The 25003-nt window shown below is 67.9% G+C and carries 23 protein-coding genes and 1 pseudogene; 16 read left to right on the forward strand and 8 right to left on the reverse strand.

Going from position 1 to position 25003, the window contains the following annotated elements; all coding sequences use genetic code 11:
* The first annotated feature begins 129 nt into the window (after positions 1-129).
* The 3 genes from CK206_RS15075 to CK206_RS20470 all read left to right on the forward strand — a co-directional run bounded on the left by CK206_RS15075 (position 130) and on the right by CK206_RS20470 (position 2775).
* Complete coding sequence (locus CK206_RS15075) at positions 130-843, forward strand: alpha/beta fold hydrolase (RefSeq protein WP_096907501.1); 714 nt, start codon at positions 130-132, stop codon at positions 841-843.
* A 42-nt stretch (positions 844-885) separates the two neighbouring features.
* Positions 886-1602, forward strand: coding sequence for a heme-binding protein (locus CK206_RS15080; RefSeq protein ID WP_254050620.1), 717 nt, complete (start codon positions 886-888; stop codon positions 1600-1602).
* Between the two features lie 72 nt (positions 1603-1674).
* Entirely contained in the window at positions 1675-2775 is a 1101-nt protein-coding gene (locus tag CK206_RS20470) for a type IV toxin-antitoxin system AbiEi family antitoxin (RefSeq protein WP_254050621.1), read from the forward strand.
* 493 nt (positions 2776-3268) lie between these two features.
* On the opposite strand, the gene CK206_RS19910 is transcribed toward CK206_RS20470, so the two are convergent.
* Positions 3269-3460 carry a hypothetical protein gene (locus tag CK206_RS19910; RefSeq protein ID WP_159981171.1) on the reverse strand — a complete coding sequence of 64 codons (192 nt, stop codon included), beginning with the start codon at positions 3458-3460 and terminating at the stop codon, positions 3269-3271.
* Between the two features lie 177 nt (positions 3461-3637).
* Between CK206_RS19910 and CK206_RS20615 the strand changes: the two are divergent.
* Positions 3638-3757: pseudogene (locus CK206_RS20615) on the forward strand (helix-turn-helix domain-containing protein); the annotation flags it as partial.
* A gap of 51 nt (positions 3758-3808) precedes the next feature.
* On the opposite strand, the gene CK206_RS15100 reads toward CK206_RS20615, so the two are convergent.
* Positions 3809-4417: a hypothetical protein gene (locus CK206_RS15100; RefSeq protein ID WP_096906888.1), complete on the reverse strand. Its 609-nt coding sequence runs from the start codon at positions 4415-4417 to the stop codon at positions 3809-3811.
* A gap of 69 nt (positions 4418-4486) precedes the next feature.
* Here CK206_RS15100 and CK206_RS15105 point away from each other — a divergent pair, with 69 nt between their 5' ends.
* The 3 genes from CK206_RS15105 to CK206_RS15115 all read left to right on the forward strand — a co-directional run bounded on the left by CK206_RS15105 (position 4487) and on the right by CK206_RS15115 (position 8692).
* Positions 4487-5626 (forward strand): plasmid pRiA4b ORF-3 family protein, encoded by a 1140-nt coding sequence (locus tag CK206_RS15105; protein ID WP_096906889.1) that lies wholly within the window; start codon positions 4487-4489, stop codon positions 5624-5626.
* A 184-nt stretch (positions 5627-5810) separates the two neighbouring features.
* On the forward strand, positions 5811-6566 hold the full coding sequence (locus CK206_RS19680) for an ATP-binding cassette domain-containing protein (protein WP_159981174.1): 756 nt from the start codon (positions 5811-5813) through the stop codon (positions 6564-6566).
* Complete coding sequence (locus tag CK206_RS15115) at positions 6563-8692, forward strand: YhgE/Pip family protein (protein ID WP_143337754.1); 2130 nt, start codon at positions 6563-6565, stop codon at positions 8690-8692. Before CK206_RS19680 ends, CK206_RS15115 begins: the two co-directional genes overlap by 4 nt.
* A 48-nt stretch (positions 8693-8740) precedes the next feature.
* On the opposite strand, the gene CK206_RS15120 is transcribed toward CK206_RS15115, so the two are convergent.
* From CK206_RS15120 to CK206_RS15130, 3 genes are read right to left on the reverse strand one after another with little or no spacing between them, the layout of a single operon-like run.
* Positions 8741-9616 (reverse strand): siderophore-interacting protein, encoded by an 876-nt coding sequence (locus CK206_RS15120; protein WP_096906892.1) that lies wholly within the window; start codon positions 9614-9616, stop codon positions 8741-8743.
* The gene (locus CK206_RS15125; RefSeq protein ID WP_096906893.1) at positions 9609-10667 is read right to left on the reverse strand and encodes an iron chelate uptake ABC transporter family permease subunit; all 1059 of its coding nucleotides are present in this window, start codon (positions 10665-10667) and stop codon (positions 9609-9611) included. Before CK206_RS15125 ends, CK206_RS15120 begins: the two co-directional genes overlap by 8 nt.
* The gene (locus CK206_RS15130; RefSeq protein WP_254050622.1) at positions 10664-11767 is read right to left on the reverse strand and encodes an iron ABC transporter permease; all 1104 of its coding nucleotides are present in this window, start codon (positions 11765-11767) and stop codon (positions 10664-10666) included. The genes CK206_RS15125 and CK206_RS15130 overlap by 4 nt, the downstream gene beginning before the upstream one ends.
* 63 nt (positions 11768-11830) lie before the next feature.
* Between CK206_RS15130 and CK206_RS15135 the strand changes: the two genes are divergently transcribed.
* Both CK206_RS15135 and CK206_RS15140 read left to right on the forward strand, forming a co-directional pair.
* The gene (locus CK206_RS15135) at positions 11831-12766 is read left to right on the forward strand and encodes an ABC transporter substrate-binding protein (protein WP_173674804.1); all 936 of its coding nucleotides are present in this window, start codon (positions 11831-11833) and stop codon (positions 12764-12766) included.
* Positions 12766-13608 carry an ABC transporter ATP-binding protein gene (locus CK206_RS15140; RefSeq protein WP_096906895.1) on the forward strand — a complete coding sequence of 281 codons (843 nt, stop codon included), beginning with the start codon at positions 12766-12768 and terminating at the stop codon, positions 13606-13608. Before CK206_RS15135 ends, CK206_RS15140 begins: the two co-directional genes overlap by 1 nt.
* A gap of 134 nt (positions 13609-13742) precedes the next feature.
* Here CK206_RS15140 and CK206_RS15145 read toward each other — a convergent pair whose 3' ends face one another.
* Entirely contained in the window at positions 13743-16100 is a 2358-nt protein-coding gene (locus CK206_RS15145; RefSeq protein WP_096906896.1) for a choice-of-anchor L domain-containing protein, read from the reverse strand.
* Positions 16101-16449: 349 nt separating this feature from the next.
* Positions 16450-17067, reverse strand: coding sequence for a response regulator transcription factor (locus CK206_RS15150; RefSeq protein WP_096906897.1), 618 nt, complete (start codon positions 17065-17067; stop codon positions 16450-16452).
* Between the two features lie 127 nt (positions 17068-17194).
* Between CK206_RS15150 and CK206_RS15155 the strand changes: the two genes are divergently transcribed.
* The 5 genes from CK206_RS15155 (at position 17195) to CK206_RS15170 (ending at position 21121) form a co-directional block, all read left to right on the forward strand.
* Positions 17195-17473, forward strand: coding sequence for a WhiB family transcriptional regulator (locus tag CK206_RS15155; protein WP_096906898.1), 279 nt, complete (start codon positions 17195-17197; stop codon positions 17471-17473).
* Between the two features lie 748 nt (positions 17474-18221).
* Complete coding sequence (locus CK206_RS15160; protein WP_143337755.1) at positions 18222-19055, forward strand: TIGR04255 family protein; 834 nt, start codon at positions 18222-18224, stop codon at positions 19053-19055.
* Positions 19056-19162: 107 nt separating this feature from the next.
* On the forward strand, positions 19163-19702 hold the full coding sequence (locus tag CK206_RS19685; protein WP_132064195.1) for a hypothetical protein: 540 nt from the start codon (positions 19163-19165) through the stop codon (positions 19700-19702).
* Positions 19699-20277 (forward strand): AAA family ATPase, encoded by a 579-nt coding sequence (locus CK206_RS15165; protein WP_096906900.1) that lies wholly within the window; start codon positions 19699-19701, stop codon positions 20275-20277. Before CK206_RS19685 ends, CK206_RS15165 begins: the two co-directional genes overlap by 4 nt.
* 463 nt (positions 20278-20740) lie before the next feature.
* Positions 20741-21121: a cupin domain-containing protein gene (locus CK206_RS15170; RefSeq protein ID WP_216824144.1), complete on the forward strand. Its 381-nt coding sequence runs from the start codon at positions 20741-20743 to the stop codon at positions 21119-21121.
* 34 nt (positions 21122-21155) lie between these two features.
* Here CK206_RS15170 and CK206_RS15175 read toward each other — a convergent pair whose 3' ends face one another.
* Positions 21156-21599, reverse strand: a complete 444-nt coding sequence (locus CK206_RS15175) for a hypothetical protein (RefSeq protein ID WP_096906901.1) — start codon at positions 21597-21599, stop codon at positions 21156-21158.
* A 111-nt stretch (positions 21600-21710) separates the two neighbouring features.
* On the opposite strand from CK206_RS15175, the gene CK206_RS15180 reads away from it, so the two are divergent.
* Together CK206_RS15180 and CK206_RS15185 are read left to right on the forward strand one after the other, a co-directional pair.
* Positions 21711-24221, forward strand: coding sequence for a LuxR family transcriptional regulator (locus tag CK206_RS15180; protein ID WP_096906902.1), 2511 nt, complete (start codon positions 21711-21713; stop codon positions 24219-24221).
* A 37-nt stretch (positions 24222-24258) separates the two neighbouring features.
* On the forward strand, positions 24259-24945 hold the full coding sequence (locus CK206_RS15185) for a hypothetical protein (RefSeq protein ID WP_254050623.1): 687 nt from the start codon (positions 24259-24261) through the stop codon (positions 24943-24945).
* The last annotated feature ends 58 nt before the right edge of the window (positions 24946-25003 follow it).

Genomic DNA, 25003 nt, shown 5'->3' on the forward strand with positions numbered 1-25003 from the left:
ACCATACAGCCGAAACTGGCCGTTCGATCAGCTATTTTCCGTCCGACACGCAGCGCTGCCGGGCGTGGCGTACCCCGGGGTGAGGTCGATCGACTCGGTGCCGAGTGCCGGATGGGTAGCCTCGCGGCCATGACCGACTTCGTCCTCCTCCCCGGCCTCCACGGTGACGCACAGACGTGGGCGCCGGTCATGCGCGCGCTGCCGGACGGCGTCCACGCCACGCCGCTGGATCTTCCGGCCGTGGCCGACCTCGATGCACTCGTCGACGAGGTGGCGGGCCGGGTTGCGCCCGGCAGCGTCGTTGTGGGGCATTCGCTCGGCGGCGTGGTGGCGATGCATCTGGCCGAGCGGCACCCGTCGCTGCTGGCCGGGCTCGTCCTGGTCACCGCCCCGGTGGGTGCCGAAAATCCGGAGTCGGCGAAGGCGCGGGCGGACCGCGCCGCGGGACTGAGCCCGGAGGCGTACGAGGAGATTGCGCTCGACGGTATGGAGGCGGTGTACTACGGCGACCGCGGCCACGATCCGCAGGTCCGGGCCGAGCGGCTGCGCGCGGCGCGGGTGTACGGGCCGGAGCGGTTCGCTGCCCATTCGGTGGCGATCGGCGGCCGGCCGGATCGCGGCGAGTTTCCCGCGCAGGCTGGTGTCCCGGTGCTGATCGTGGGGGCGTCGGACGACCAGGTGGTGCCTACCGAGGAGCAGCGGCGGTGGGCTGAGGTGAATGGTGCCGGGGATGGTCGCGTCACCTACGTCGAGATCCCGGAGACCGGACACATGCTGCCGGTGGAGGCCCCGGACGAGCTGGCCGGCGCGATCGTCGACTGGCTCCGCGGACTCTCGGGCTGACCCGGCCGGTTCCGCGCCACCCGGCAGCCGCGGGCCCGGCGGGTGGAGGTGGGCCTCGTCGTCGTCATCGTCGTCGTCGCGATCTTCCACCCGCACCACGTCGCCCAGTGGCATGCCCGCCTGGCGGTCTCCGGTGACTGGACGCGCGGCGCCGCCACTGACCGCTCGCGCGCGTACCGTCGATTCATGACCGAGCAGCAGCCCTACGAGGTGCTCGAGCATCACCCGGAGTTCGAGCTGCGGCGGTACCCCTCCCACGCCGCGGCGGAGGTGTCCGTTCGCGGGTCCTTCAGCAGTGCCGGCAACCAGGCGTTCAGGGCTCTCTTCAGGTACATCACCGGTCACAATAAGTCCGCCGGGTCCATCGCCATGACGGCACCGGTCGTCCAGGAGGCCTCCGGCTCCGAGAAGGTCGCCATGACCGCGCCCGTGGTCCAGACCGAGGCCGACGGCGGCGAGCACGTGGTCGCCTTTGTCCTGCCCGCCTCGCTCACCGCCGCGACCGCGCCGGTGCCCGCCGATCCTCGGGTGCGGGTCAGGCAGGTGCCCGGCCGTGTTGCGGCAGCGGTGCGCTACTCCGGACGGTGGAGCGAGTTGGCCTATCGACGTCACCTGGCCGACCTCGAGGCCGCGATCGCCCGGGCCGGGCTGGTCGCCACCGGGCCGCCCAGGTACGCCAGATTCGACCCGCCCTTCACGCCGTGGTTTCTACGGCGCAACGAGGTGGTGCAGGACGTGGTGTGGCCCGAAGGCGGCTGACTCGCGTCGCGCTGGCGGTGTTCGGCAAATTGTCCGCTTCCGTTGGCTGCGGAACGGCGCTATTATCCGAACATGATGAACGGCAAGACGATAGATTCGAGACCCCCTTCGGAGGCGGAACTCGTCGATGCCGCGTCCCAGGCACTTCGCGAGAGACTCCCGCCGGAGTGGAAGATCGATACCAGGCAGGGCGCTACATCGTCGACATCTGGCGGCGCCGATTCTCTGATGATCGCCGAGGCTCCCGATGGGAGTGCCGCAACATTCTGTGTCACCGTCAAGAGCGCCGTCGTAGCTCGCGACATACCTGCGCTTCGGAAGAGGTGCGGCGACACTATGGCCCAGGTGCCGGACAGTGGGTGCCTGGTCTTGACTCGCTATCTCGCGCCCGCCGACCGTGCGCGGCTCGACGCGGCTGGCATTTCATATATCGATGCGACCGGCAATATGAGGGTTTCATCCCCCGTTCCCGCACTCTTCGTCTCGGATCGTGGTGCCGAAAGAGATCCCTGGCGGGGGCCAGGGCGCCCGAGGGGCACCCTCAAGGGAGAACCCGCAGCGAAGGTAGTCAGAGCGCTACTCGATCTTCCCGGGCCATGGCGTGTGCGGGAACTCGCCGACGTCGCCAATGCCTCGGTGGGGTCGGTATACCGTGTGATGCAGTTTCTCGAAGATCAGGAACTTGCGCAGCGGCTGCCTGACCGGCGATTCCTGGTGTCCGATTGGGCAGCTCTTCTGCGCAGATGGAGCGACGACTATCAGTTGCTCCGGTCCAATGCCGTGTCCCATTGGATCGCTCCCCGGGGCCTGTCGGACCTTCTCGATACGGTGCGCGAGGAAGAGGACGTCGACTACGCGCTGACCGGGTCCGTCGCAGCAGCAGCGTGGGCTGCCTACGCGCCAGCCAGGTCGGCGATGGTGTACGTCCGAAACGTCGAACGTGCAGCGGCGAACTGGGGCTTGCGCGCGACCGAAGCGGGAGCGAACGTGCTGCTGATCGAACCCACTTACCCCGTCGTCATGGAACGCGCCATGACCGCGTTGGAAGGGCTCACGGTCGCCCGCCCGGCCCAGGTGGCTGTGGACCTCATGACCGGGCCGGGCCGGGCACCCGCAGAGGCGAACGAGTTGATCGAATGGATGAGGGCACATGAACAGTCCTGGAGGGGGTAGTGGCGATCTGCTCGTCAGTGCCCGGTCTGCGCTTCTGGACGCGGCCGAGGCGTTGTCCGAGCACCGGGAGTCTCTCGTCCTGATCGGGGCGCAAGCGGTCTACCTTCGAACCGGCGGTCTCCGGGTGGCACTCGCGGAGGCAACGAAAGACAGTGACGTCGCGCTCGACCCTCGCACGGTCGCAGACGAGCCGCTCATCGACGACGCCATGACGCGAGCGGGCTTCTACCGCTCCGATCAACCGGGATCCTGGCTCAATCGAGAAGGGATACCGGTTGACCTCATGGTCCCAGAAGAGCTTGCCGGTGGAGGCGGTCGCGGTGCGCGAGGTGCTCGGATACCGCCGCATTCGAAGCACGCAGCCCGCCGGGCACGAGGACTGGAGGCATGCTTAGTCGACAACGAACAAATGGATGTACCTGCGCTCGATCCGCGAGACAAGCGTCGGGCCCGCCTCCGGGTAGCTGGACCTGCAGCATTGCTGGTTGCCAAACTACATTAGATCGCCGAGCGTGCTGATGCCCCGCACCGACTGAACGACAAAGACGCGCACGACGCCTACCGGCTCCTCCAGGCGTTCGGTACACATGAGTTGGCCACAGTGTTCTCGCAGCTCCGAACCCATGAACTCAGCGCGGCCGCAACAGAAGACGCCCTCGGGTTCCTCGATGAATTGTTCGCTCATAGCCCGGAGGCTCTCGGATCGGCAATGGCGGGGCGCGCCGAGGAGGGGATTGGGGAACCTGAACAAGTCGCAGTTGCTGCATACTTCCTCGCTCGGGACCTGCTACTCGAATTGGGTGAGCGACCGACATCCGACCCCTAACTTTCGATAGCGGGTGGACCGGCAATTTCGCGACGCCTGCGCTGGGCACGTGAGCTCACGCAAGAAGACGTCGCGCACAAGCTGCACGTTGGGCAGAACCGGGTATCGGATATCGAACGTGGAGAACGTGATCGGGTGAAGCTCGATACGCTCCGGAGGCTCTCCGAGACGGGCCGACCGTGGCGTTGGTTGACCTCCTCGTCGTCGTCATCGCTTTCGCGCCGGCACGTGAGCGATGTCGACGGACACCGGCCGCCACGAGATCCCGGGGATCGAACGCAAGGGAGCGAACGAGTCGGCAGCGCGCTGCCACGCGACCGCCAGACTGCTCGCGATAAGGACGGCGTCGGCGGGCTGGGCTTGCGTGGCGAGGCGACGAAGGAGCTGGACGTCGGTGAGCTTGACCGTGACCGTCCACGTGATCGTGCCCCGGTCGTAGGTCTCGGTGGTCACAGTGCTCTCGACATCGAGAACCCGGAACGCGCCCTCTTCGAGGAGTTCCTCCACACCGCCTGTAGGCCAGATCAGCCAGGCCAGTTGAGGCAGTGGAGGAAGGTCGGGATCGGGTCCCGCATCCTCACTCGCAGGATCCTCGATCACCTCACCGGAGAACGCGTCGACCACCACGGTGTCCTTGAGGTACCGCGTGAGGGCCGCCGTTACCGTCGCCGCATCGACGATGGTCACCTCCGCGGTGACAGTGCAGGCCCACGTCTCGCGGTTCCTCCCGGGACGGGGCTGCGCAGGCGAGGGTTGCGGGGTGGGCTCAGGCGCGGACTCGGGTAGGTCGAACAGCCCGGGCTCGTCGGTGTCCATGGCAGGTGAGACTACTTCTCCGAACGGGGGCGTCCCAGCACGCCACTCGCATCTCGTATCGTCGGTGAGGTGACGCCTTCGATAGATCGCCCCTACGGACCAGGCGACCTCACCGCAGACGAGTTGAAGCACGCGGTTCTCGACGCATTGGCGAGCGCGGGAGTCCCTCAGACCGAGTTGATGGCCTCGCTGGCGGCCGGGGCTGACTACCAGTCCCCGTGGGAGCGCCCGGCCGTCAACCGGCGGCACCCGAGGCGCGAGGCGCCGGTGACGTACCGCGTCAAGGTCGAGCTGCTGGACTCGTCCCCGCCCATCTGGCGGCGCCTGGACCTGCGCAGCGACCTGGAGTTGCCGCGCCTGCACCTGATCCTGCAGGAAGCCATGGGCTGGACGAACAGCCACTTGCACGAGTTCGTCCACGCATCCTCGCGCCGAGACCGCGACGCCGAGCGCTTCGCCTCGATGGACTATCCCGACGCCGGGGAGATGGGCGAGCTCGACGAGGCTGACGTACGGCTCGACGAGCTGGCGCACAGTGCGGGCGACAGATTTCTCTACCTGTACGACTTCGGTGACAGTTGGTGGCATCGCGTCACCGTGGAGAAGGTCCTGGAGCCCGACGACGACGACGGCGAGTCCCCGGATGCAACCGTGGTGGCCGGCCGCCGGGCATGCCCACCGGAGGACTGCGGAGGGATCTGGTCATACAACGAGTGGATAGCCGGGGACGCCGACCCGGACGGCTGGGACCCGCACACCCTCGAGTTCTGGGCGGGGTTGGACGCGGAAGCGTTCGACCTCGACGATGCGCAACAGCGCGTGGTAGAGATCGCTGACATGCCCGCCACCCTCCGGGAAGTCCAGCGGGACGAGGCCGCGAAGCTGCAGATCCTGCTCGAGCGGGTCGGTGACGGGGTCAAGCTCACCGCGGCCGGGTACCTGCCGCCGACGATGGTCGAGCAACTGATGATCGACACCGGCTGGCACCGCCAGTGGATCGGGAAGAACAACCGCGAGGACCTCACGTTCCCGATCTGGCAGCTGCGGGACTGGGCCCGGGCGCTGGGGCTGGTGCGCAAGTACAAGGGAGAGCTACGGCCCACCCGCCGGGGTGCGGCGCTGAAGAACGACCGCGAGGCTCTCGCCGACCTCATCGCCCGCAGCATCCCGCACGACCGGCTCTACGGCACGCCGCTCGACTGGTTCTGATGTGCCGGGACGCGACCCGCCCGTATGGGGGGCGTGGCCGGCTGCCATGCGGTGGGATCGGCAGCGGTGTATAAAGTGGAGTCTAGTCCGCTTTGGAGATCGCCGCGTACGCAACGAAGCGCGCGGCCGCGGCCACCGGTCGCTCCCGCCAACAATGAAGACCTCACCCACCCGGGACGTCACCATGACCACTGCACGCGAGAACCCCGACAACGCTGAGCCCCCCGACAACGCTGAGCCCGCCGAAAGCGCTGAGCCACCTGAAGTCCCGGAACCAGCGGTGCACGCTCGCGGCCTCGGGCTGGTGGGCGACCACGGCCGGGTCTTCGGCCCCCTGGATCTGGATATCGACCGCGGTGGAATCACCGTCCTGCGCGGCCACCCCGGCAACGGCCGCACATGCCTCCTGCTCACCCTGGCCGGTCGAATGGCGCCCACCGAGGGACGGCTCGAGGTACTCGGTCACACCGGCAGTCGCGAGATCTTCACCCGGTCGGCGATCGCCGGATTCTCGGGCATCGACGAGCTGGACCCGGCGGTCACGGTCCGCACGGTCGTGGCGGAGCAGCGCGCGTGGATGAGCCCGTGGTGGCGCCCGCGTGGCCGCACCGGCCCAGCCCAACTCGAGGAGCTCCTCGGCCCGGTGTACGGGGACCTCCGCCTGCCCGGGCTGCGCACCTACGTCGGCGACCTCACCGAACTGGATCGCCTGCTGCTGCGCATAGCGCTGGCCCGCTACGAGGGCACGCCGATACTGGTGGTGGACGACATCGAACAGGTCCGCGTCCCCGCGGAACGCGCACGAGCGCTGCAACGCCTGGCCGAGATCGCCGACGCCGACCAGAGCACCGTCATCCTGTCCTCCGTGGACTCCCTGCCCGCGGGGTCGCCCGAGCACCACATGGTCACCGTCCCCGCCACCAAGGAAGGCCTCGCATGATCTCCGGACTGTCCATCGGCAGTGAGCTCAAGCGCTTCGGCCGCGGACGGCTACCGCGCGTGGCGATAGTCGTGCTGGTGCTCATGCCCCTGCTCTACAGCGCCCTGTACCTCGCCGCCTTCTGGGACCCGTTCGGCCGGACCTCCCAGTTGCCGGTCGCGTTGGTCAATGACGACACCGGGACGCAGGTCGACGGCGAACCACTACGCGCCGGCGACCAGGTGGTGGACGAACTCCTGCAGAACGACCAGCTCGACTGGCGGCTGGTCGACGCCGCCGAGGCCGAAGCCGGACTGTCCGATCACCACTACAACTTCGTGGTTCGGCTGACCCCGGAGTTCAGCGAATCCGTCGCCTCACCCACCGGGGACGACCCGCGCCAGGCCGCGATCACCGTCACCTACGACCAATCCGGCAACTACCTGTCCAGCCTCATCGGACGCAGCGCCACAGCCGAACTGCACAACGCGGTGGGCTCGGCCATCTCAGCGCAGGCCGTCGACAAAGTCCTCGTGGGTGTGCAGGATGCCGGCGCCGGGCTGCGCGAGGCCGCCGACGGTGCCGCGCAGCTCGACGACGGCGCGGGCACACTCGACGACGGCATCACCGAGCTGAGCGAGAAGTCCGCTGAACTCGACGCCGGCGCCCGCACCCTCGACCAGGGCGCCGCCAGGCTCGCGGACGGCAACCACCAGCTGGCCACCAAGATCCACGAGGCCCGCTCCGGGGTCGACCAATTGGCCGGCGGGATCGGCACTGCCGCCGAAGGCGCGACGCAGCTCAACGAGGGCGTCCAGCGCCTCGACGGCGGAGTGCAGCGGCTCGGGAACGGGGCCGCGCAGGTCAGCGGCGGAGTCGACCAGCTCGCCGGTGTCCTGGATCAGCTCTCGCAGGCACAGAATGCCGCGATCGCCCCGCTGCGGCAGGCCGCCGCGCAGATGAGGCAGGTCGAGGCCACCACCGGATCGGGTAGCTCCGCCGGATCGGCCGGGGTACCGGTCTCCGTGCAGTTGGAGACGCTGGCCGACCAACTCGAATCGCAGGGCCTCGGCGCCGGCTCGTCGCAGCTGTCGGACCTGCACCGGCTGCGCGACGGCGCCCGCGAGTTGTCGTCGGCACTCAACGACCCCTCCGGCGAGTTCCTCACCGGGATCAACGCCCTGGGCGACGGCGCGACGCAGCTCGACAACGGGCTGCAGCGGCTCGGCACGGGCGCCACCACACTGGTCGACGGCGTGCGCCAGCTCGACGAGGGCGCCGCGCGCTTGGACGAGGGCGCGGCCACCCTGGCCGAGGGCACCGGCGACCTCACAGACGGCACCGGCCGCCTGGTGGAGGGCACGAACCGGCTCGCCGACGGCTCGCACACCCTCAAAGACGGCACCGGCCGGTTGTCGAGCGAACTGGCCGCCGGCGCCGACCGGGTGCCGGAGTGGAGTGACCAGCACCGCGAGGACATGTCGCGCACGATCGGCGACCCGATCACGCTCACGTCGATGTACGACAACCCGGCGGAGACGTTCGGCTACGGGTTCGCCCCGTTCTTCGTCCCGCTGGCACTGTTCGTGGGCGGCATCATGATCTGGCTGCTGCTCACGCCACTCCAGCCGCGCGCCGTGGCCACCCGGCTGCACCCGCTGCGGGTCGTGATGGCCTCGCTGCAGCCGGCGCTGCTGTTGGCGCTCGGGCAGGCGGTGGTGATCCTGCTGGTGCTGCGCTTCGGCCTGGGCATGACGCCGGTTCACCCGATGGGCGCACTGGCCATCATGGCGCTGTCGGCGGTGGCGTTCATCTCACTCATCCAGATGCTCAACGTGGTGTTCGGCCCGTCGGTCGGCAGAGTGCTGTCCATGGCACTGCTGATGCTGCAGCTGACCTCCGCGGACGGCATCTATCCGACCGCGGTCGAGCCCTCGTTCTTCCGCTGGATCCACCCGTTCAACCCCATGACCTACACCGTGCAGGGGCTACGGCAGACCATCATGGGTGGGAGCCCCTCGCAGATGTGGATTCCGGTGTTGGTGCTGACGTTGGTGACGGTGGGCGCGATCGGCATCAGTACGTGGGCGGCGCACCGCAATCGAGTGTGGACCCTGGAGCGGTTGCACCCGCCGGTGGCTATGTAGCGCGGAGTTACTCCTCCGTCGTGATGAACTGGGCGAGCGACTCGGGGCCTATAGCGGCCCGCCGAGGCGCCAATAGCCGGTGAACTGGACGCGGTCGGGCTCCTGGCCGCGGGCGAGGAGATGCCGGCGGACGGCCGTGACCATCCCGGACTCGCCGGCCACCCACGCGAACCCGGCGGGGAGCTCGACCGCGGCCATCGCGTTGATGAGCTCATCCGCCGAGCCGGGCGCCGCCGCCACCACCCGAACCCGGACGCGGTCGGCGTCGGCGGGGGAGACCGCGGGCAGAACCGTGCGGGGGAGGGCGGACGGGTCGGGCACCGCGGCCAGCACGTCGAGCGCCAACGTCGGCGGTCGCTCCTCGATCAGCCGGGCCAGCGCGGGCAGGGCGGTGGCGTCCCCCACGGCCAGCATCCGGTCCACCGCGGGAAGGGCCCGGCTCACCCGCGGGCCGACGATCGTCAGCGCGTCACCCGGCCGGACCGACTCGAGCCAGCGCACGCCCGCGCCCGAGGCGTGGCGGACCAGGTCCACGGCGAGGGCGCCGTCTCGCAAGGACCGCACGGTGTACTCCCGCACCAGCGCGGCGCTGCCCGGTGGGTGGCCCAGCCCGCCACCCGGCGCGGGAACGGGGAGGGTGACCTCGCCCGTCACGGGATCGGGCAGGCAGAAGACCACGACGTCGTCGAAGGACGGGCTGCGCACGGCGGGCACGAGGCCGGTGTCGCCGGCCGCGGCGGAGGCGGTGGCGCATGCGGAGCTGGCGGCGGCGAACTCCCCGAGCTCGTCGCCCTCGAGCGTCACGCGCACCAGCTCGGGCGAGAGGGGTTCGACGGCGCGCACCCGGACCCGGCGCAGTGCAGTCGGCTGCCGGCTCTCCGCCCGGTGGGGGTTGCGCGGGCGCCGGACCGCCTGCTCAGGCACGACGCCCCTCCTGCCACAGCAGGCCCAGGAAGAACAGCCCGCCGAGCACCACCGTCACCACACCCACCGGGAGCGGCAGGGCGAATGCGTGCTGGGCCACCAGGTCCGAGGCCAGGAGCAGCACCCCGCCCAGCAGCGCCGCCGGCAGGACGCGATCACTGCTGGTGAGCAGCCGCGACAGGTGCGGAGCCACCAGCGCCACGAACGAGATCGGCCCGGCCGTCGCCACCGCCGCCCCGGCCAGGACGGTGGCCGCCGCCAACAGGACCAACCGCGTGCTCCGCAGTCGCACGCCCAGGGCCACCGCGACGTCGTCGCCCAGCGCGAGCGCGCGCATGGCCCGGGACCGACTCGCGATGACCACCGACGCCACAAGCAGCACCCACGCCAGCGGCCAGAGCTCGGACCAGCCGCGACCCTGCAGCGAGCCGGTGAGCCAGATCTGGGCGGTGACCGCGCTCGCCACGAAGCCGCGGGAGAGCAGGTGCGCCACGTACGCCATCGCCAGGGCGCCCAGGGCCACGCCGAGCAGGACCAGGCGGGCGCCGCTGAGCCCGCGCCACCACGTCAGGGCCAGGATGAACCCGGTGGTGAGCGCCGCGCCCGCGAGTGCGCCCGTGGCGACCTGCGCGATCCCGCCGCCCAGCACGAGGATCACCGTCGCCCCGCCCGCCGACGCGCCCTGGGTGATGCCGATGATGTCCGGGCTGGCCAGCGGATTGCGGGTGAGCGCGCAGAACAGCGCGCCCGACGTCGCCAGAGCCGCGCCCACCGCCAGCGCGACCAGCGCCCGGGGCAGGCGGCGTTCGTGGATGAAGAAGTTGGTGGTGCGGTCGGGTGCGTCGCCGAGCAGGGTCGCCACCGCGTCGGGGACCGAGATGATGAACTCGCCGATCACCAGCGAGGCGGCCACGAGTATGACGACGACGACGGCGAGGATCGCAGTGACCCACGCAGTGCGCAGGTGCAGCCGCACCGAGAATCGGCCGGCGGCGAGGAGGCGTTCGTCGCTGGGCAGGGCTGTTGCGGGGCGCGGTGCGGTTATCGTCATGCGACACCCACTCGTCGGCCGGCGGCCAGGTACGCCACCAGCAGCGGCGCGCCGATGAACGCCATCACCACGCCCGCCGGGGTCTCGGACCCGCCCGCGATCACCCGGCCGATCACGTCGGCCGCCAACAACAGCGCGGGCGCCACCACCATGGACAGCGGGACCACCCGGATCAGGCTCGGGCCGACGAGACCGCGGACGAGGTGGGGCACGACCAGTCCCACGAAGCTGATGGGGCCGGCCAGCGCCGTGGCGGTCCCGGCGAGCAGTGCGACGGCGACGAGCGACCACACCCGCACCCACCCGGGGCGCACGCCCAGCGCCACCGCCGAGTCGTCGCCCAGGGCGAGCGCGTCCAGGCCGCGCAGGAGCAGCAGGGCGATCACCGCGCCCGCGACGACGAGCGGGATCACGCCGGTGACCTCGTCGATCGACCGCGCAGTGAGCGAGCCGACCTGCCAGAAGCTGTACGCCTGCAGGACGGTCTCGTCCAGCACGACGAACGTTTGGCTGAGACCGGACAGCACCGCCGCCAGCGCCACCCCGGCCAGGGTGAGCCGAACGGGTGAGGACGCCGCGAGCGCTGAGGTGCTGAGCAGGAGGATGATCGCGGACGCCACACCGGCGCCGGCCAGTGCGAACCACACCGTGGAGGCCAGGCCGAGGCCGCCGGTGAGCGTCGCTCCGGCGACCACCCCGAGCGCGGCGCCGGCATTGACGCCGAGGATTCCCGGGTCGGCGATCGGATTGCGGGTCACGGCCTGCATGAGCGCTCCGGACGCGCCGAGCGCCGCACCGCACACCAGCCCGAGCACGGTCCGGTTGGCCCGCAGTTCGCCGACGATCCCCACCACGCTCTGCGTGCCCTGGCCGAGCAGTGCGCCCACCACCTCGGCCGGCGGGATCGGGCGGGCACCGATAGCGAGGCTGGCCACCACGGCGGCCGCCAGGGCCAGGACGGCCACGATCAGTCCGGGGAACAACCCGGCTCCGCGGCGGGGCTGCTGGCCAGCGCTTGCTGCCGGGGCGGCTGCCCGGTCGGCGGCCGGCACCGCGGGCCGTGCGTCGGCGTCGGAGTCGGGGAGAGGTCGTGGGGCCACGGTGGAACCCTAGACCAGACTGATTGTTAGGTGAGCCTTGCCTGTGTGGTTTGATCTGTAGTCATGACCAGAATCTCACGCCGGCGCCGCTCGGTGCCCGCCCTGATCGCCATGGCCCTCGCCTCTGCGGTGGCTCTGTCCGCGTGCTCCGGCAGCAGCGACACCGCCGAGGCATCTTCGGACGAGGCCTATACCGTCACCCACGCGATGGGCGAGACCGTGATCGACGGGACGCCCGAGAGGGTCGTCGTCCTCGACTCTCCGCACCTCGACGCGCTCGTCGCGCTCGGCCACACCCCCGTCGGGATCACCGAGTCCGGCGCCAGCACCGGCGCCCCGCCGTACCTCGGGGACCTAGACGCCGAGATCGTGGGCCTGACCTCCGAGCCCGACATCGACGCGATCGCCGCCCTTGCCCCTGACCTCATCATCGGCGCCAAGGTCCGCCACGAGGCCATCTACGACGAGCTCTCCGGCATCGCCCCCACCGTGTACTCCGAGAACTCCGGCACCGACTGGCAGGAGCAGGCGCGGATCACCGCCGCCGCCGTCGGTGAGGACGAGGAGATGGAGCAGCTCATCGACGACCTCGACACCCACATCGCCGAGGTCGGCGAGCAGGTGGGCGCCGAGGGCACCACGCTGTCGATCGTCCGGTTCCGCCCGGACAACTTCCGCCTCTACGGACCCGAGACGTTCTCCGGCTCGATCCTGTCGCAGATGGGCTTCGACCTGGGTGAGCGCGAGTGGAACGAGTACTCCATGGCAGAGCTCTCCCCGGAGCTGTACGAACAGATCACCGGCGAGGTCGTGTTCTTCACCAACCCCGGCGGCGACCCGTCGGCGACGACCATGGCGACCGTGACCGGACTGTGGGGCGACCTGCCCGCTGTGAAGTCCGGCCAGGCCTACGAGGTCGAGGACGAGACCTGGATGGTCGGCATCGGTGTCCTGGGTGCCGGCGAGATCCTCGACGACGTCCAGGAGATCCTGGGCTGATGCGCCCCACCTCCCTCGACCGTGATGCCCGCGCCGGCGCCCAGCTCGAGCGCGGGCGCGGGCTCACGGTGGAGGGGGCGCGGCTCGCGTACGAACGCCGGGTCGTGGCCACCGACCTCGACCTGGAACTGCCCGAGGATGCGTTCACGGTGATCGTCGGCCCCAACGCCTGCGGCAAGTCCACGCTGCTCAAGGCGCTGGCGCGCGTGATCGCCCCCGGCGAGGGACGGATTCTGCTGGACGGCCACGACCTGCACAAGCTGCGGACCAAGGCGGTCACCCGCCGGATCGGGCTCCTGCCGCAGGGCGCCGTCACTCCGGAGGGGATCCGGGTCGACGACCTGGTGGCGCGTGGCCGGCACCCGCACCACAGCCCACTACGCCAGTGGAGCCGCGCCGACGACACCGCCGTGACCGCCGCGATGGCCTCCACCGGGGTGTCCGATCTGGCGACCCGGTTCGTCGACGAACTCTCCGGCGGCCAGCGCCAACGCGTGTGGGTCGCCATGCTGCTGGCCCAGGAGACGCCCATCCTCCTGCTGGATGAGCCCACCACCTACCTCGACATCGCGCACCAGTACGACGTGCTGGACCTGCTCCGAGACCAGCACGAGAGCGGTCGCGCGGTGATCGCCGTGCTCCACGATCTCAACCAGGCCGCCCGCTACGCGACGCACCTGGTCGTGATGAAGGACGGCCGCGTGGTGGCCACCGGCGCCCCGGCCGAGGTCCTCACCGCCGAGCTGGTGGAGCAGGTTTTCGGGCTCCCGTGCCTGATCGCCGCCGACCCGGTGACGGGAACGCCCACCGTGGTGCCGCTCGATCGGCGTGGCCGGAGCTGATCCCCGGTGCGGGTTTGCGGCATCTGATTCCGGTGAGCAGCAGGTGAGACGCTGATACTCGTGATCGAAAGACCGATGTCGTTCGACGGCCCGGCGAGCTGGGAGCTCGCCGGGCCGCCCCTACTTCGATTGGATCAGGAGTCGAACATGTCGGTCAGACTTCCGAGGCTCCCGAAGGACGGGGTGACTGGATCAACTGGGTCAACCGGAACGTCATCACTGAGGGCGTCGATAATGGAGGCGCGTACCTGCGGGTCGAGTTCCGGTCCGTTTCCAGCTTCGAGGTAGTTGCGAAGTTCCGCCTGTTGCTCCTCGGTGAGTTCGAAGTACTCGACCTCGAACTCGGTGACAACACCGAGTTCACCCGGGGTGCTGACGAAGCCAGTCTCCAGTCCTGGTGTGGTGCTTGCCGGCGCGTCTATCACGATGCGGGTGCGGCCTGGCTGCCCATCAACCATGGCTGGAACGGTCACAGGCAGGGTGTGGGTGAAGTCCAGTCCGGGCATCGCAAGGGAAACCTCCGTGGTGACCTCCTCGGAACTCGGGTTGAGGACGTCAACGTGCAGCTCCTGTCCGGCGACACCCGTCAGGAGCGTTCCCGGGCCGACCAGTGACACCGAGGTCGAACCGGGTGCAGCCAGGATGTCGAGGTCGGCAGCAGTGTCGAAGTCGAGTTCCTCGGTGGGCGCTGCGGCCTCGAACGGCTCGTCGGCACCCTGACCACCGATACCGTAGCCATCCCAACGGATGTTCGCCCAGTCGTCCCACCCGTGCAGCTGCGTCAGCTCGACATCCGCCCCGACGTCCTTGCGGTTGATGTCTGCCTCGACTCGGCCCCCATCGATGAAAAGATTGCAGTTCCAGTCAATCTCGCCTATATCTACCCAACGCATGAGCGGATTTAGGCAGTACCGGAAGGTTTGGGTCATCTGGGTGGTTCCGGTGACCCCATCCTGCTCGGAGAGAGATGTCTCGTCCAGGGTCGTCGCGACTTCCCGCGAGAAATCCAACTTCTGCGGTCCCCGAATGCCGCCGAGTTGGAAGGCGTAATTCATTGCGCTCGCGTAGTTGGGCTTGTAATTGGTGTGATCTCCTCCGCCATGACCGAGACCCAGGATGTGGCCGAGTTCGTGCATGAAGGTGCCGGCTTCGGACTGCCGATTGGTGATGGCATCCGAGCCTTTGGCGACGATGAACTTCGTTCCGGTATACGACGAGGATGCGAAGCTCTCGAAAGCGATGCCGCTCGAGTTCTTACCGCCGTCGTAGAGGTACCTGTCCGCGAACAACGCGTGCCTGAAGACTTTGGAGCGGGCGTCATCCAACTGCGCGCGGTTGTTGAAGTCATCGATCAATGACGTCGGTGCAGCCTCGGAACCAAGGAGCTCCGTGTGCTCAACCTTTCTGGCGCGCGATAGGCCGCCCCACTTCGTCTCGGTAGCACCGTCGAGGTATGAATCAGGTCCCGAATCGATGTGGAGAGAGATCCCGGGCTTGATCGCGGGGGCCCCAACTGGCTGGGGGACCGCGGGGGTGGGCGCCTGATCGAAGGCCCTCATGACCCTGCGCATCGCGTCCGTGTCCGGCTTGAAAGAGACCGCCGGTTTCGCCCCGAAGCCAAACCACCCACCGGGCACGGCGGGTCGGACCATCCAGTCCGCCTGAACGAAGAGGTCCTTCCGATACGGATCCGCGCCCATGGCGGGCAGGTCCAGGCCATCGATTCCGTTGATCTCCCATTCATCCGGCAGACCGTCGCCGTCGGAGTCCTTGACCGGAGTCGCACCGGAGCTGCACGAATCGTTGAAGAGGAATCGGAAGTTGTCCACCAGGGCTACCGAGTCGTACACGTTGTCGCCGATATCCTGCACGCTGACGATCAGGCGCATTGCGCCCGCGCCGTCGACTTCCACGGGAGCGGTCGCCGTGAGCTGTTCGGTGAGACCGTCCATCGTGGTGCTCCCGAAATCCACGACGGAGGCGGGAGCGATTCCGTAGACCGTATTGATCGAGAGGAGACGCCCCTCTGAATCAAAGGCCTGGTTATTGGGCGCGGTGATAGAGAAGTCAGATTGGTTGTATCGAACGTCGCTCTCCACAGTCTCGACGGTGAACACGTCGTTGAACTGCGACCCCACGTACTCCGGGTACTCCTCACTAGCGAAAATCGCGTCGAGGGCCACGCACTTCGCACCGCTGGGAGGCGTGAAGTCGAGAGTGACCTGGGTGAGGTCGTTGCCCGAGGCGCCCCGAGGTCCGTCGACCAGCTCCGTGCTGGAGAACTCGTCCGGAATAGCGCCGGGCCGAAACGCGTCTGCGGCGCGGCCAGTAGACAACACCAGCGCCGATCCATCCTTCGTGGGCATCGGGCCATAACCGGTACCGGTGACCGCGATTCCGTTCGGGTCGGCGTTGATGGAGACATCCACCCCGTCAGGCGCATCGATCGCCGAACGGACATCCACTTCGTCCGGGGCAGCGAGCATCGACATCTTCTGAGAATTGCCACTGGGTGCCGACGCCCTCCTCTCTGGCAGATCGTCAGCGACTTGAGCGTGCGCGATCGGCGCAAGTCCGGATGTCGCGAGTGCCGTAGACATCGCCACGGCGATCAAAGGTCTTCTGAGCTTCACCGGCAGTTCCTCTCTAAGAGTTGTCCGGCAAGCCTAGGAACCGGCGGAGTCGCGTCGCGTCCCCCGAACGCATGAAGTCTGAGCGCCTGAACAGCGGATACGTCCGTGTTCACGGGCTGGCTCGGTCACAACGCAAGTGGCGGATGGATGGTGGGTCTTGCTGCTGCCCTGGGCGGACGGCGACGTGGTGGCCTTGCCCGCGCCCGGCCTACCGGTCGGGCTTGAGGCCGTTCTCAATGCCCCACGCGACAGCCTGCGCCCGGGTGGTCACGTCCATCTTGCGGTAGGCCGAACGCACGTAGGTCTTGACCGTGTTGAGCGAGAGGTAGCACTGCTCGGCGATCTGATCATTGGACAGCCCCTGCACGATCAGGCTGACCACCTCGGCCTCACGGTGCGAGAGGCCGGCCTCCTTGGCGGGCCACTTGTCGGGACCCATGATCGGCAGGCCCGTTCCCGTCAGGGTGACGCGGTTCCCGGCGGCGATCTGCTCGATGCCGCTCACCAGCTCGGGAGCGGTCAGGGACTTGGACAGGAACCCGTGGGCGCCCGCGTCGAGGCTGTCTCGGACCGCGGCCGGGTCCGAGGTGAACGAGTAGACGGCGACCGTCGCGATGGTCGGATCCTGCAGGAGGTTCTCGAGGCGGTCGTCCTTGCCCAGGGATGAGGCGAAGGAGTCGTACAGGGCCACGTCCACCGTGGCCGAGCCGCTGGTGACCATCTCCGTCTCCACCATCTCGATCCGGTCGGAGTAGGGGGCCAGGAAGGCGTTCACCCCGGCGACGACGACGAGGTAGTCATTGACCACTGTGACCCTGATCGGCATGTGCAGAGCCTAGCAACGGACGACAACCGGCCGCGCCAGCGATTACACCCCTAAGGGTGAGGCGCGCCCGGGTGGTCCCGGGAGACACTTCGTCGTTGATCTTCCGCCTTCCGCGACAGGAGTACGAGTGCCACGGTTCAGGAATCTGAAACCCACATCGGAGTACTGGGCTTGGAGGGACGACGGAGCGTGCGTCGGGGACCCCGACCTCTTCTACAGCGCCGAAGACGAGCCCAAGGGTGTGCGTCGTCGCAAGGAGGACGCAGCCAAGGCGATCTGCGCCGGTTGCGCCGTGCTCGAGACCTGCCGGAAGTTCGCGATCGAGGCCGGCGAGCTCTACGGCGTCTGGGGCGGGATGACTGAACTCGACCGGCACAAGCTCGCCGGGCGGCAGCGGACGGGGTGAGATGAGGGGTTCCAAGCTCACGCGAGCTACCCGGGCTGGGGTGGAGCTGCAGTCCTCGTACCGACCCGCCCCAGGTGAGGATGTAGGAACGTACCACGCACTCGCGTGGGAGTCTCGACATGGCCCACGACGCCTGCCCCACCCATAAACCACCCTCGGAACTGACACTGAAAGCTCGGAACGCTCTGGTTGGCGGCCTCGTCGAGTGCTCATAATTGAGCGATCGGTGCTGGTCTCGCCTGAGCAAACGCGATCAAAATCGACCTCGCTATGAGATCGGGGTGCGCGAGGCGGCGGTCGCGACGCGGCGGAGGACGGCCGGTTCCGTGCCACCCGGTGACTGCGGGCCGGTACCAGCCGGCCCGCCACTTCCGCTGCCCGTTGTCTGAGACGTCGACGTCATGGGCATTGCTTGCCGTTGGCCCCGGCGCGCCAGCCTTGCGGCAGCGCTGCCGAGCTCCCGATCACGCGAGGGCTCAACGATGAGGTCGTCCAGTCACAGTTTGGCGGTATCAGGCCAGCGCGCAGCCGCGCGACCGGTGGCGATGACAACGACGTTGCGGCGGTGATCCAGAGTAGGGGTGCGCGCCGACTCATGTGTACTGCATGAGTGCGGGATGGATCGGCACTACTGCTAGAGGGCAGGGCCCTGGGGGGAAGGCATGCAGGAGCCGTCAGGACCTAGAAACGCCGGATCGCCGATGTCGGTCCGCCAAGCGGCGGTAACCGCTCGGCTAGTGTGGGATCTGTGAGTACCCATGAGCTCCGAGACGACGATGTCAACGTTTTGACGTCTTCGCCGCAAATCGAGTTGCCGGTGGAGAGTTATGCTGCCGCGCCGATCGTGGAAGCAATAATGTCCATCGAGGTTGAACCAAGACTGGGGCTTGAACTCGACTCTTTGGAACACGTATACGGCGATCAAGATACCTTCTCAGGCCCTACGGTGACCGCTGAAGCTGTCGGCGAAGTCCGTTACACACTTAGCGACCCCCCCACCGCCACCAGAGACGCGCATATTAAGGGGTACACGTTTGAATCAAGCGCCACGCCTTATTCGGAGGAAGGTGAGCACGTAGCGTTCTGTGGGGCGACTGAGTTCGTGTACTCCACCACTGAGAAATATTTGACCTGGGAGAGATTCCTCGCGCACGCCACGAATGCCCTTTCTAGCTATGTTGCGGCCGTCGCCCCACGCCGGATAGTAGCTATAGGAATTAGGTACATTAATAAGATCGAACTCCCCGACAGAGTAACAGATATTCGCGACTACGTAAGAACCACTGTCGAGATCCCTTCCTTCCTGACGCAATCCGCGGTAGGATTTTTCGGCAAAATAGTCCTACCCATAGCGGAAGAGGGCACGGTCGCTATCACGACAGCCAGCCTGCCGCCGGATGGCGACGAGCCTGGCGGCGTTCAGGTTGTTTTGGATATCGACGCGCGGCGGCCCGTTGTGATTGATGTTTCGGCGGAGAGGATGGGGGATCAATTGGTGGACGAGTTGGCCTCGCTAAGGGCGGTAAAGAACTATGCTTTTGAAGCCTCTATTACGGACGCTACAAGGAGTTTGATCCGATAATGACACTAACTGATAGGGCTGCGGGGATTTCGCACCTACCGTCTTCGGAAGATAAATTCAACTCCGCGTATAAGGCGATCTTGTCAGGCTCAGGAAGTCCCGGATACATGGCAATTCGATCGGCGCTAAGTGGTAGCGAAGCGCGCGCGGATGAATTCGCTAAGTCGGTAAGGCTTGTAGTCGCCAGCGAAAACGTCTTAGATTCCGAACTCAAAACGTTTGTTTCGCGAGTGCTCATTGAAAACTATGTGAACACTCTAGGCTCGGCGGGGTCCGATGAGCGGCTTACAGATGCTTCACTGGGTCCAGAGGTGCACGAGGGGGATAGAAAAGCTTCTGCGGTGGTGGCCGGGCGAGGCATGGAAGTCGATGACTGGAAAAAGATCGCCGGCAACTTAATTGCTCGGTTGTCCGTATATCGACGTTTGGTTGAAGAAAAAACGGGATCAATACCGAGCGAGCTACTTCCCGAGGAGGACGCGGTGGTTCACGACGCCGGTTTCGATGCCCGGCTGGAGGAAAGGCTAAGTAGCGACGATCATGTAGAGCGTCGCGCGTCGGAAGGATTTGCCTCGGTCGCGTTGGATGACGCTGGACGTATGGTCGAATACCGGCCAGACGGATCTACGGTCGTACTTGACTGGTGAATCCGCGCCTAGACTTGGTCGTGGGTTGCAACGGCGCGGGTAAGTCGACACTAGTCGATCGACAATTGCAGCCGCTACTGGGTGTGCCGTTTGTAAATGCGGACGAGATCGCTAAACGCAAATGGCCGACAGACCCAGAGTCGCACTCCTACGAAGCAGCAAAGGTCGCGGAGTTAACTCGGAACCAGCTTATTGTGCGCCGCAGGTCATTCATTGCAGAAACGGTCTTTTCGCACCCGTCGAAGCTCGAACTAATTGATCGTGCCCGCGACGCGGGTTTCCGAGTGGTCCTCCATGTATTGATGGTGCCCGAACAGTTTGCAGTCGAAAGGGTCCGTCTGCGCGTGAATAGTGGCGGCCATTCTGTTCCCGAAAGCAAGATCCGTGAGCGTTACCACCGTGTGTGGCCTCTTGTTCAAGCTGCCATCCCACGCTGTGGGCAGGCAACGATATACAGCAACGAGCGCTCAAGAACGCGCGTGGTTGCGCAATATATCAATGGCATACTTGTAGACGAGCCTGATTGGCCAGATTGGACTCCGGCAACGCTCTTGCGTGGTTCGCGAGAGCTGTAAATCGCCAAATGGTCGGCGCAGGCTGGCTGGTTGACCTTGTATTCGCCGCAGTCGTGATTGCTCCCTCGAGCGGCCTGGTTGTAGCCCGAAAACCGCCGCTTCCTTTCTCTGCTCGTTGGTGGACGCGCATTGACGAAAAAAGTTCCCTGCCGCGGCCGGAGTGCCAACCGGCCGTGCAGTGACCGCCCACCCCGTCAGTTCCGCCTTCCCAATGCTTGGGGGCGGACGCGGGAGAGCCGTCGTCGTCGGTGCAGCTCCCTTATCAACCTTCCGTAATCGATCCTTCACCCGCGTCCCGGTGTGCGTTAGCGTGGTGCCGAGCCTGTGGAGTCGAGACCGTCCGAGCGGACGCGGGGGAGTGACCATGACGCGCCCATCGATCCGAGGCGGCGTCGCACTCGCCGTCGCAGTACCCGTGCTGGCGACGGTCGCGTGCAGCCCGCAATCGACCGAGCCTCCTGTGGTGAAGCGGGATACCATCCGCGCCCTGGACATCGTCGAAGGCCGGCAGGACGAACCCATCGAACTGGCCGTGGACGGCGGCGCCGACGGGGTGAAGGTGACGCATCGCAGGATCACCCTCGCGCCCGGGGTCGGCACCGGCCGACACTGCCATCATGGGCAACTGCTCGCGGTGGTGGAGCAGGGCGAGCTCACCCACTACGCCGACGTCTACCACGGCGGCGTCCACGTCTACCGCGCGGGCGATTCGGTGGTCGAAGACCCTCGGTACGTGCACGAGACGGTCAATGAGGGGTCGGAGGACCTGGTGGTGATGGTCACCCACTTCACTCCGGAGGGGATGCCGACGGAGGAGACGGATCTCGCGAAGTGTGAGCAGTAGGCAGCCGGTGTGACCAGCGACCCTCCTGCCCGGGTTACGCGTAGACCGGCGCCCACGCCGGGTCGGGGGACCGGACCTCGAGGTACGCGGTGGCGGAGTCGGTGTACGCCAGGACGAACGCCACCAGGTGGGCCCCGAGCAGCACCCACGCCGACCACAGGGTGATGTCCCACAGTGCGGTGACCAGCGTGAGGCCTGCCGCGATCGTCAGCAGCGCCCGCGCCCACCGCTCGCCGTCGCGCAGTTTCACCGCGGCCACCACCTGCAGGACTATCGCCGACACCACGCCCATCGCGATGATCGCGCCGATCCATGCGACCCCCGGGGCGGCGGTCGACGCGTCCTCGGTGCCGCCGAGCGGCACGACGAACCCGAGCAGGTCGGTCGCCGCCAGCACGCCGGTGATGGTGAGCGTGCTGAACAAGCCGCAGAACAGCCAGATCCACGACGCGGCGGTGACGGTCGACGGACGGGTCATGCGGTTACCTCTCCACGAGAACGGAACAGATTGCCTATAGCGTGTACCGCCGCAGACAGGTGTCGATAGAGTGCGTCACACCTGATTTTTTGGCGCAGCGAGGAGGGTCCCGTGCCCGCGTGGAACACGACCCGTGCGGCGGTGCGGTCCGACACCGTGGCACGCGCGACCGCGCGATGCGTCGACACGCGGCGAGGCGTGCTCGTGGTGGGGCCTCCGGGCGCAGGCGCCAGCCGGTGCGCGGCCGACATCGCCGCAGGTCTCCGCGCCGCCGGGGTCCCGGTGGTGGTGTGGGACGACCTGGATCGCCTGAGTGCGCCGCCCCGCAAGGTCCCCGATGGTGCGGTCCTGGTGGCTTCGGCCAGGGTGGGTGCGGCACTGCCTCCCGGATACGACGACGAGGTGAGCACCCGCACCACCCGGCTTCCACTACGCCTGCTGACACGCGGCGAATCGGAGATGGTGGTCTCCAAGGCCGTCGGTATGCCCGTGTCGGCGCGGCTGGTCGAGGCACTGTGGGCGTCCTCGCACGGCAACCTCACGGCGCTGCGCGCCACCTACGACGACCTGGCCGCCCGCCGGCTGACCCGCCGCACCCGCGACCGGCTGGAGTTGGTCGAGGATCCCGCCACCGCGATCGCCGGCGTCGCCGTCGACCCGCACCTGTGGATCGACCCCCGCACCGCCGCCGCGGACCTCGGCCCCCTCACCACCGCGGCCCTCGCCCGACGTATCCCGCTCGACGACCTGGCTCGGCTGCACGATGACGACGTGGTGAGCGATCTCCTCGCCCGTGGGCTGCTGTTCGAGCGGCACGAGGGCGGCGTCGAGGTGCTGTCGGTGCAGCCGCCCGTTCTGGCCAGGGCGTTGCGGGCCGGGGCCGACCACCGTCGGCGACGCGAGGTCTACGCGGCCGTGCTCGATCGCGCCGCATGCCGTGACGCAGGCCGGGCCGACGACCGGGCCGGCGGGCGGGCTGCAGGCGAGATCACCGGCATGGCAGCTCCCTTCCAACCGGACCCGCGGATCGTCCTGTGGGCGCTGGTCAACGCCCGCCCCGTCGACGCGGGGTGTGTGGTGGCCGCCGCCCGCGCCGCCCTCGACGGCCACGACTACCGCACCGGGGTGGAGCTTCACGACGCGGCCCAGCGCTCCGCGCTCACCACCGCGTCGCTGCAGCAGGCCGAGCTGTCGCTGATCGCGGGCTCGTGCCTTCGCCTGCTCGACCGGCTGCCCGACGCCGCCGCGATGTTCGACCGCTCATTGGCCTGCCTGCGGGACGATCCCGGCGGGGCCGACCACACCCGGGTGCTGATCGAGAACGTCACGGCCCGGGCGGACCTCGCGCACTACCGGGACCGGGGTCCCGAGCAGTCGCTGCCACTGATCGAGTCAGCGCACCAGTGGCTTCCCGACGGGCACCCCGGGCGCGCGGTGTTGGAGGCGCTGACCGTGGTGCACCTGAGTTACTCGGGCCGCTACCGCGAGGCGGACCGGGCCTACACCGAGCTCACCGCTGAGCTGCCGCCCGAGTGGGAGCGGCGCCTGGAGCCGATCCACGCCCTCGCGCTCGATTCCATGGGGCAGTCCGAGGCCGCACTGGCCGTGATTCGGCGCGAGGCCCGCCGGTCCCGCTCGATGGGCAACCAGACGTGGGCGTCGGAGGAGTTCCTGGCGGCGCTGGTGTCGGTGATGCTGCACGGCTTCGGAATCAACGCGCTGCTCGCCGAGCTCGCGCCCGTCATCGCGGTCGAGCAGGATGATCACGTGCGCGTCGATCACGGCGTGCGGCGGCTGGTCGACGCCGAGATCGCCCTGGCCGCCGGGGACCTCCCGGCCGCGGTGGGGGCGGCATCCGACGCGGTCGCGATCATCGAGGTGGACGGTCCCGAGGATTTCCTGTCCCGTTCGCTGTCCCTGTACGCCCTGGCCGCCGCGATGTCCGGGCAGGCCGCCACCGCGGAGGAGTACCTGCAGCGGATGCGCGCCATCCCGGGGTACACCAACTCGCCGGTGGGTCCGGAGATCCGCGGCGTGGAGGCGGGCGTCCTGATCTGCCTGGGTCGCCCCGGCGAGGCGGGCGAGGTCGTCCGGTCGCTGATCGACGAGGGGCTGAACGGCGCCGCCACCCGCGCCGCCATGGCCGGGGTCCTCACCGCGGACCCGGAGATCTGTCGGGCGCTGGCCGAGGTGGACGTCACCGGCGACGTGCCGGTGCTGGTCCGCGACCTGGCGGTGGCGATGTCTGCCCGCAACCCCCGGCTGTTGCTGGACGCGGCCCGCCGGGCCCGGACGTACGGGCTGCACATGGTGGCGGCGGTCGCCGCGGACCGTGCCCGCGACGCGGCGTCGCCGGGATCGAAGTTCCACTCCCAGGCCGAGCGGATGCTCGCGACCACAGAGCTGGGCGGGCCACTGGCTGGCCTCACCCGCGTCGGTGCCCCGACCGTCTCGGTCCCGGCCGGGGTCTCGCTGACCCGCCGCGAATCCCAGATCGCCGACCTGGTCGGCCAGGGGCTGACCAACGCCGAGATCGCCGCCGAGCTGCACCTGTCCAAGCGGACGGTCGAGGGGCACCTCAACCGGATCTACACCAAGACGGGCACCCGACTGCGAGGCTGAGACCACGGCGGGGCCGAGTCGGATTCGAGGTGTGCGCGTGCAGCAGTCAGAGAGTGGTCGGCAGGCCCCGGGTGATCGGGCGACCTTCTGCGAGGCCCCGGCGGCCTACATCGTGGAGACGTACTTCGTGCTCCGGATGGTGATCGCCGGCCCCGCCATCGGCCTGCCCGTGGCTCTTCTGGTGTGGGTGACCCTCGACCCTGATTTTCCGATGATGGACTCGCTGAGCTCCTTCTACTACACGCCGGCCCGCGGGCTGTTCGTCGGAACCCTGGTGGCGATCGGGGTCGCTCTGGTGGCGTACCGCGGCTATACGCGCGGTGAGAACTGGCTGCTCAACGCCGCCGGCACCCTCGCGATCGTCGTCGCACTCTTCCCGACCGAGGACCCGGTGATGCCCGGGCTGAACGCGGTGAGCATCACCCACGCGGTGGCCGCCACGTCCTTCTTCGTCCTGGCGGCACGGTCGATCTTCTTCTACGGACAGGAGACGATCGCCTCGATCCCGAACGCAGAGCTGCAGCGCAGCTATCGACTGGGCTATCGGATCCTCGTGGTGCTGGTCCTGCTCTTCCCGGCCCTCGCACTACTCATCGCCTGGCTGATGGACTCCACCCTGTGGCTGTTCCTGGTCGAGACCGCCGCGCTCTACGCCTTCGCGACGTTCTGGATCGTCAAGACCTACGAACTCTCTCAATCACATGAAAACAGGCGGCTTGTATAAAACCGAGCGGCAGTCTTCCCAAGTACACAAAGAGCGTGCTCCGAAAATTAGACTAGGC

The sequence above is a fragment of the Dietzia sp. WMMA184 genome, from assembly GCF_002441635.1.
GTDB lineage: Bacteria > Actinomycetota > Actinomycetes > Mycobacteriales > Mycobacteriaceae > Dietzia > Dietzia kunjamensis.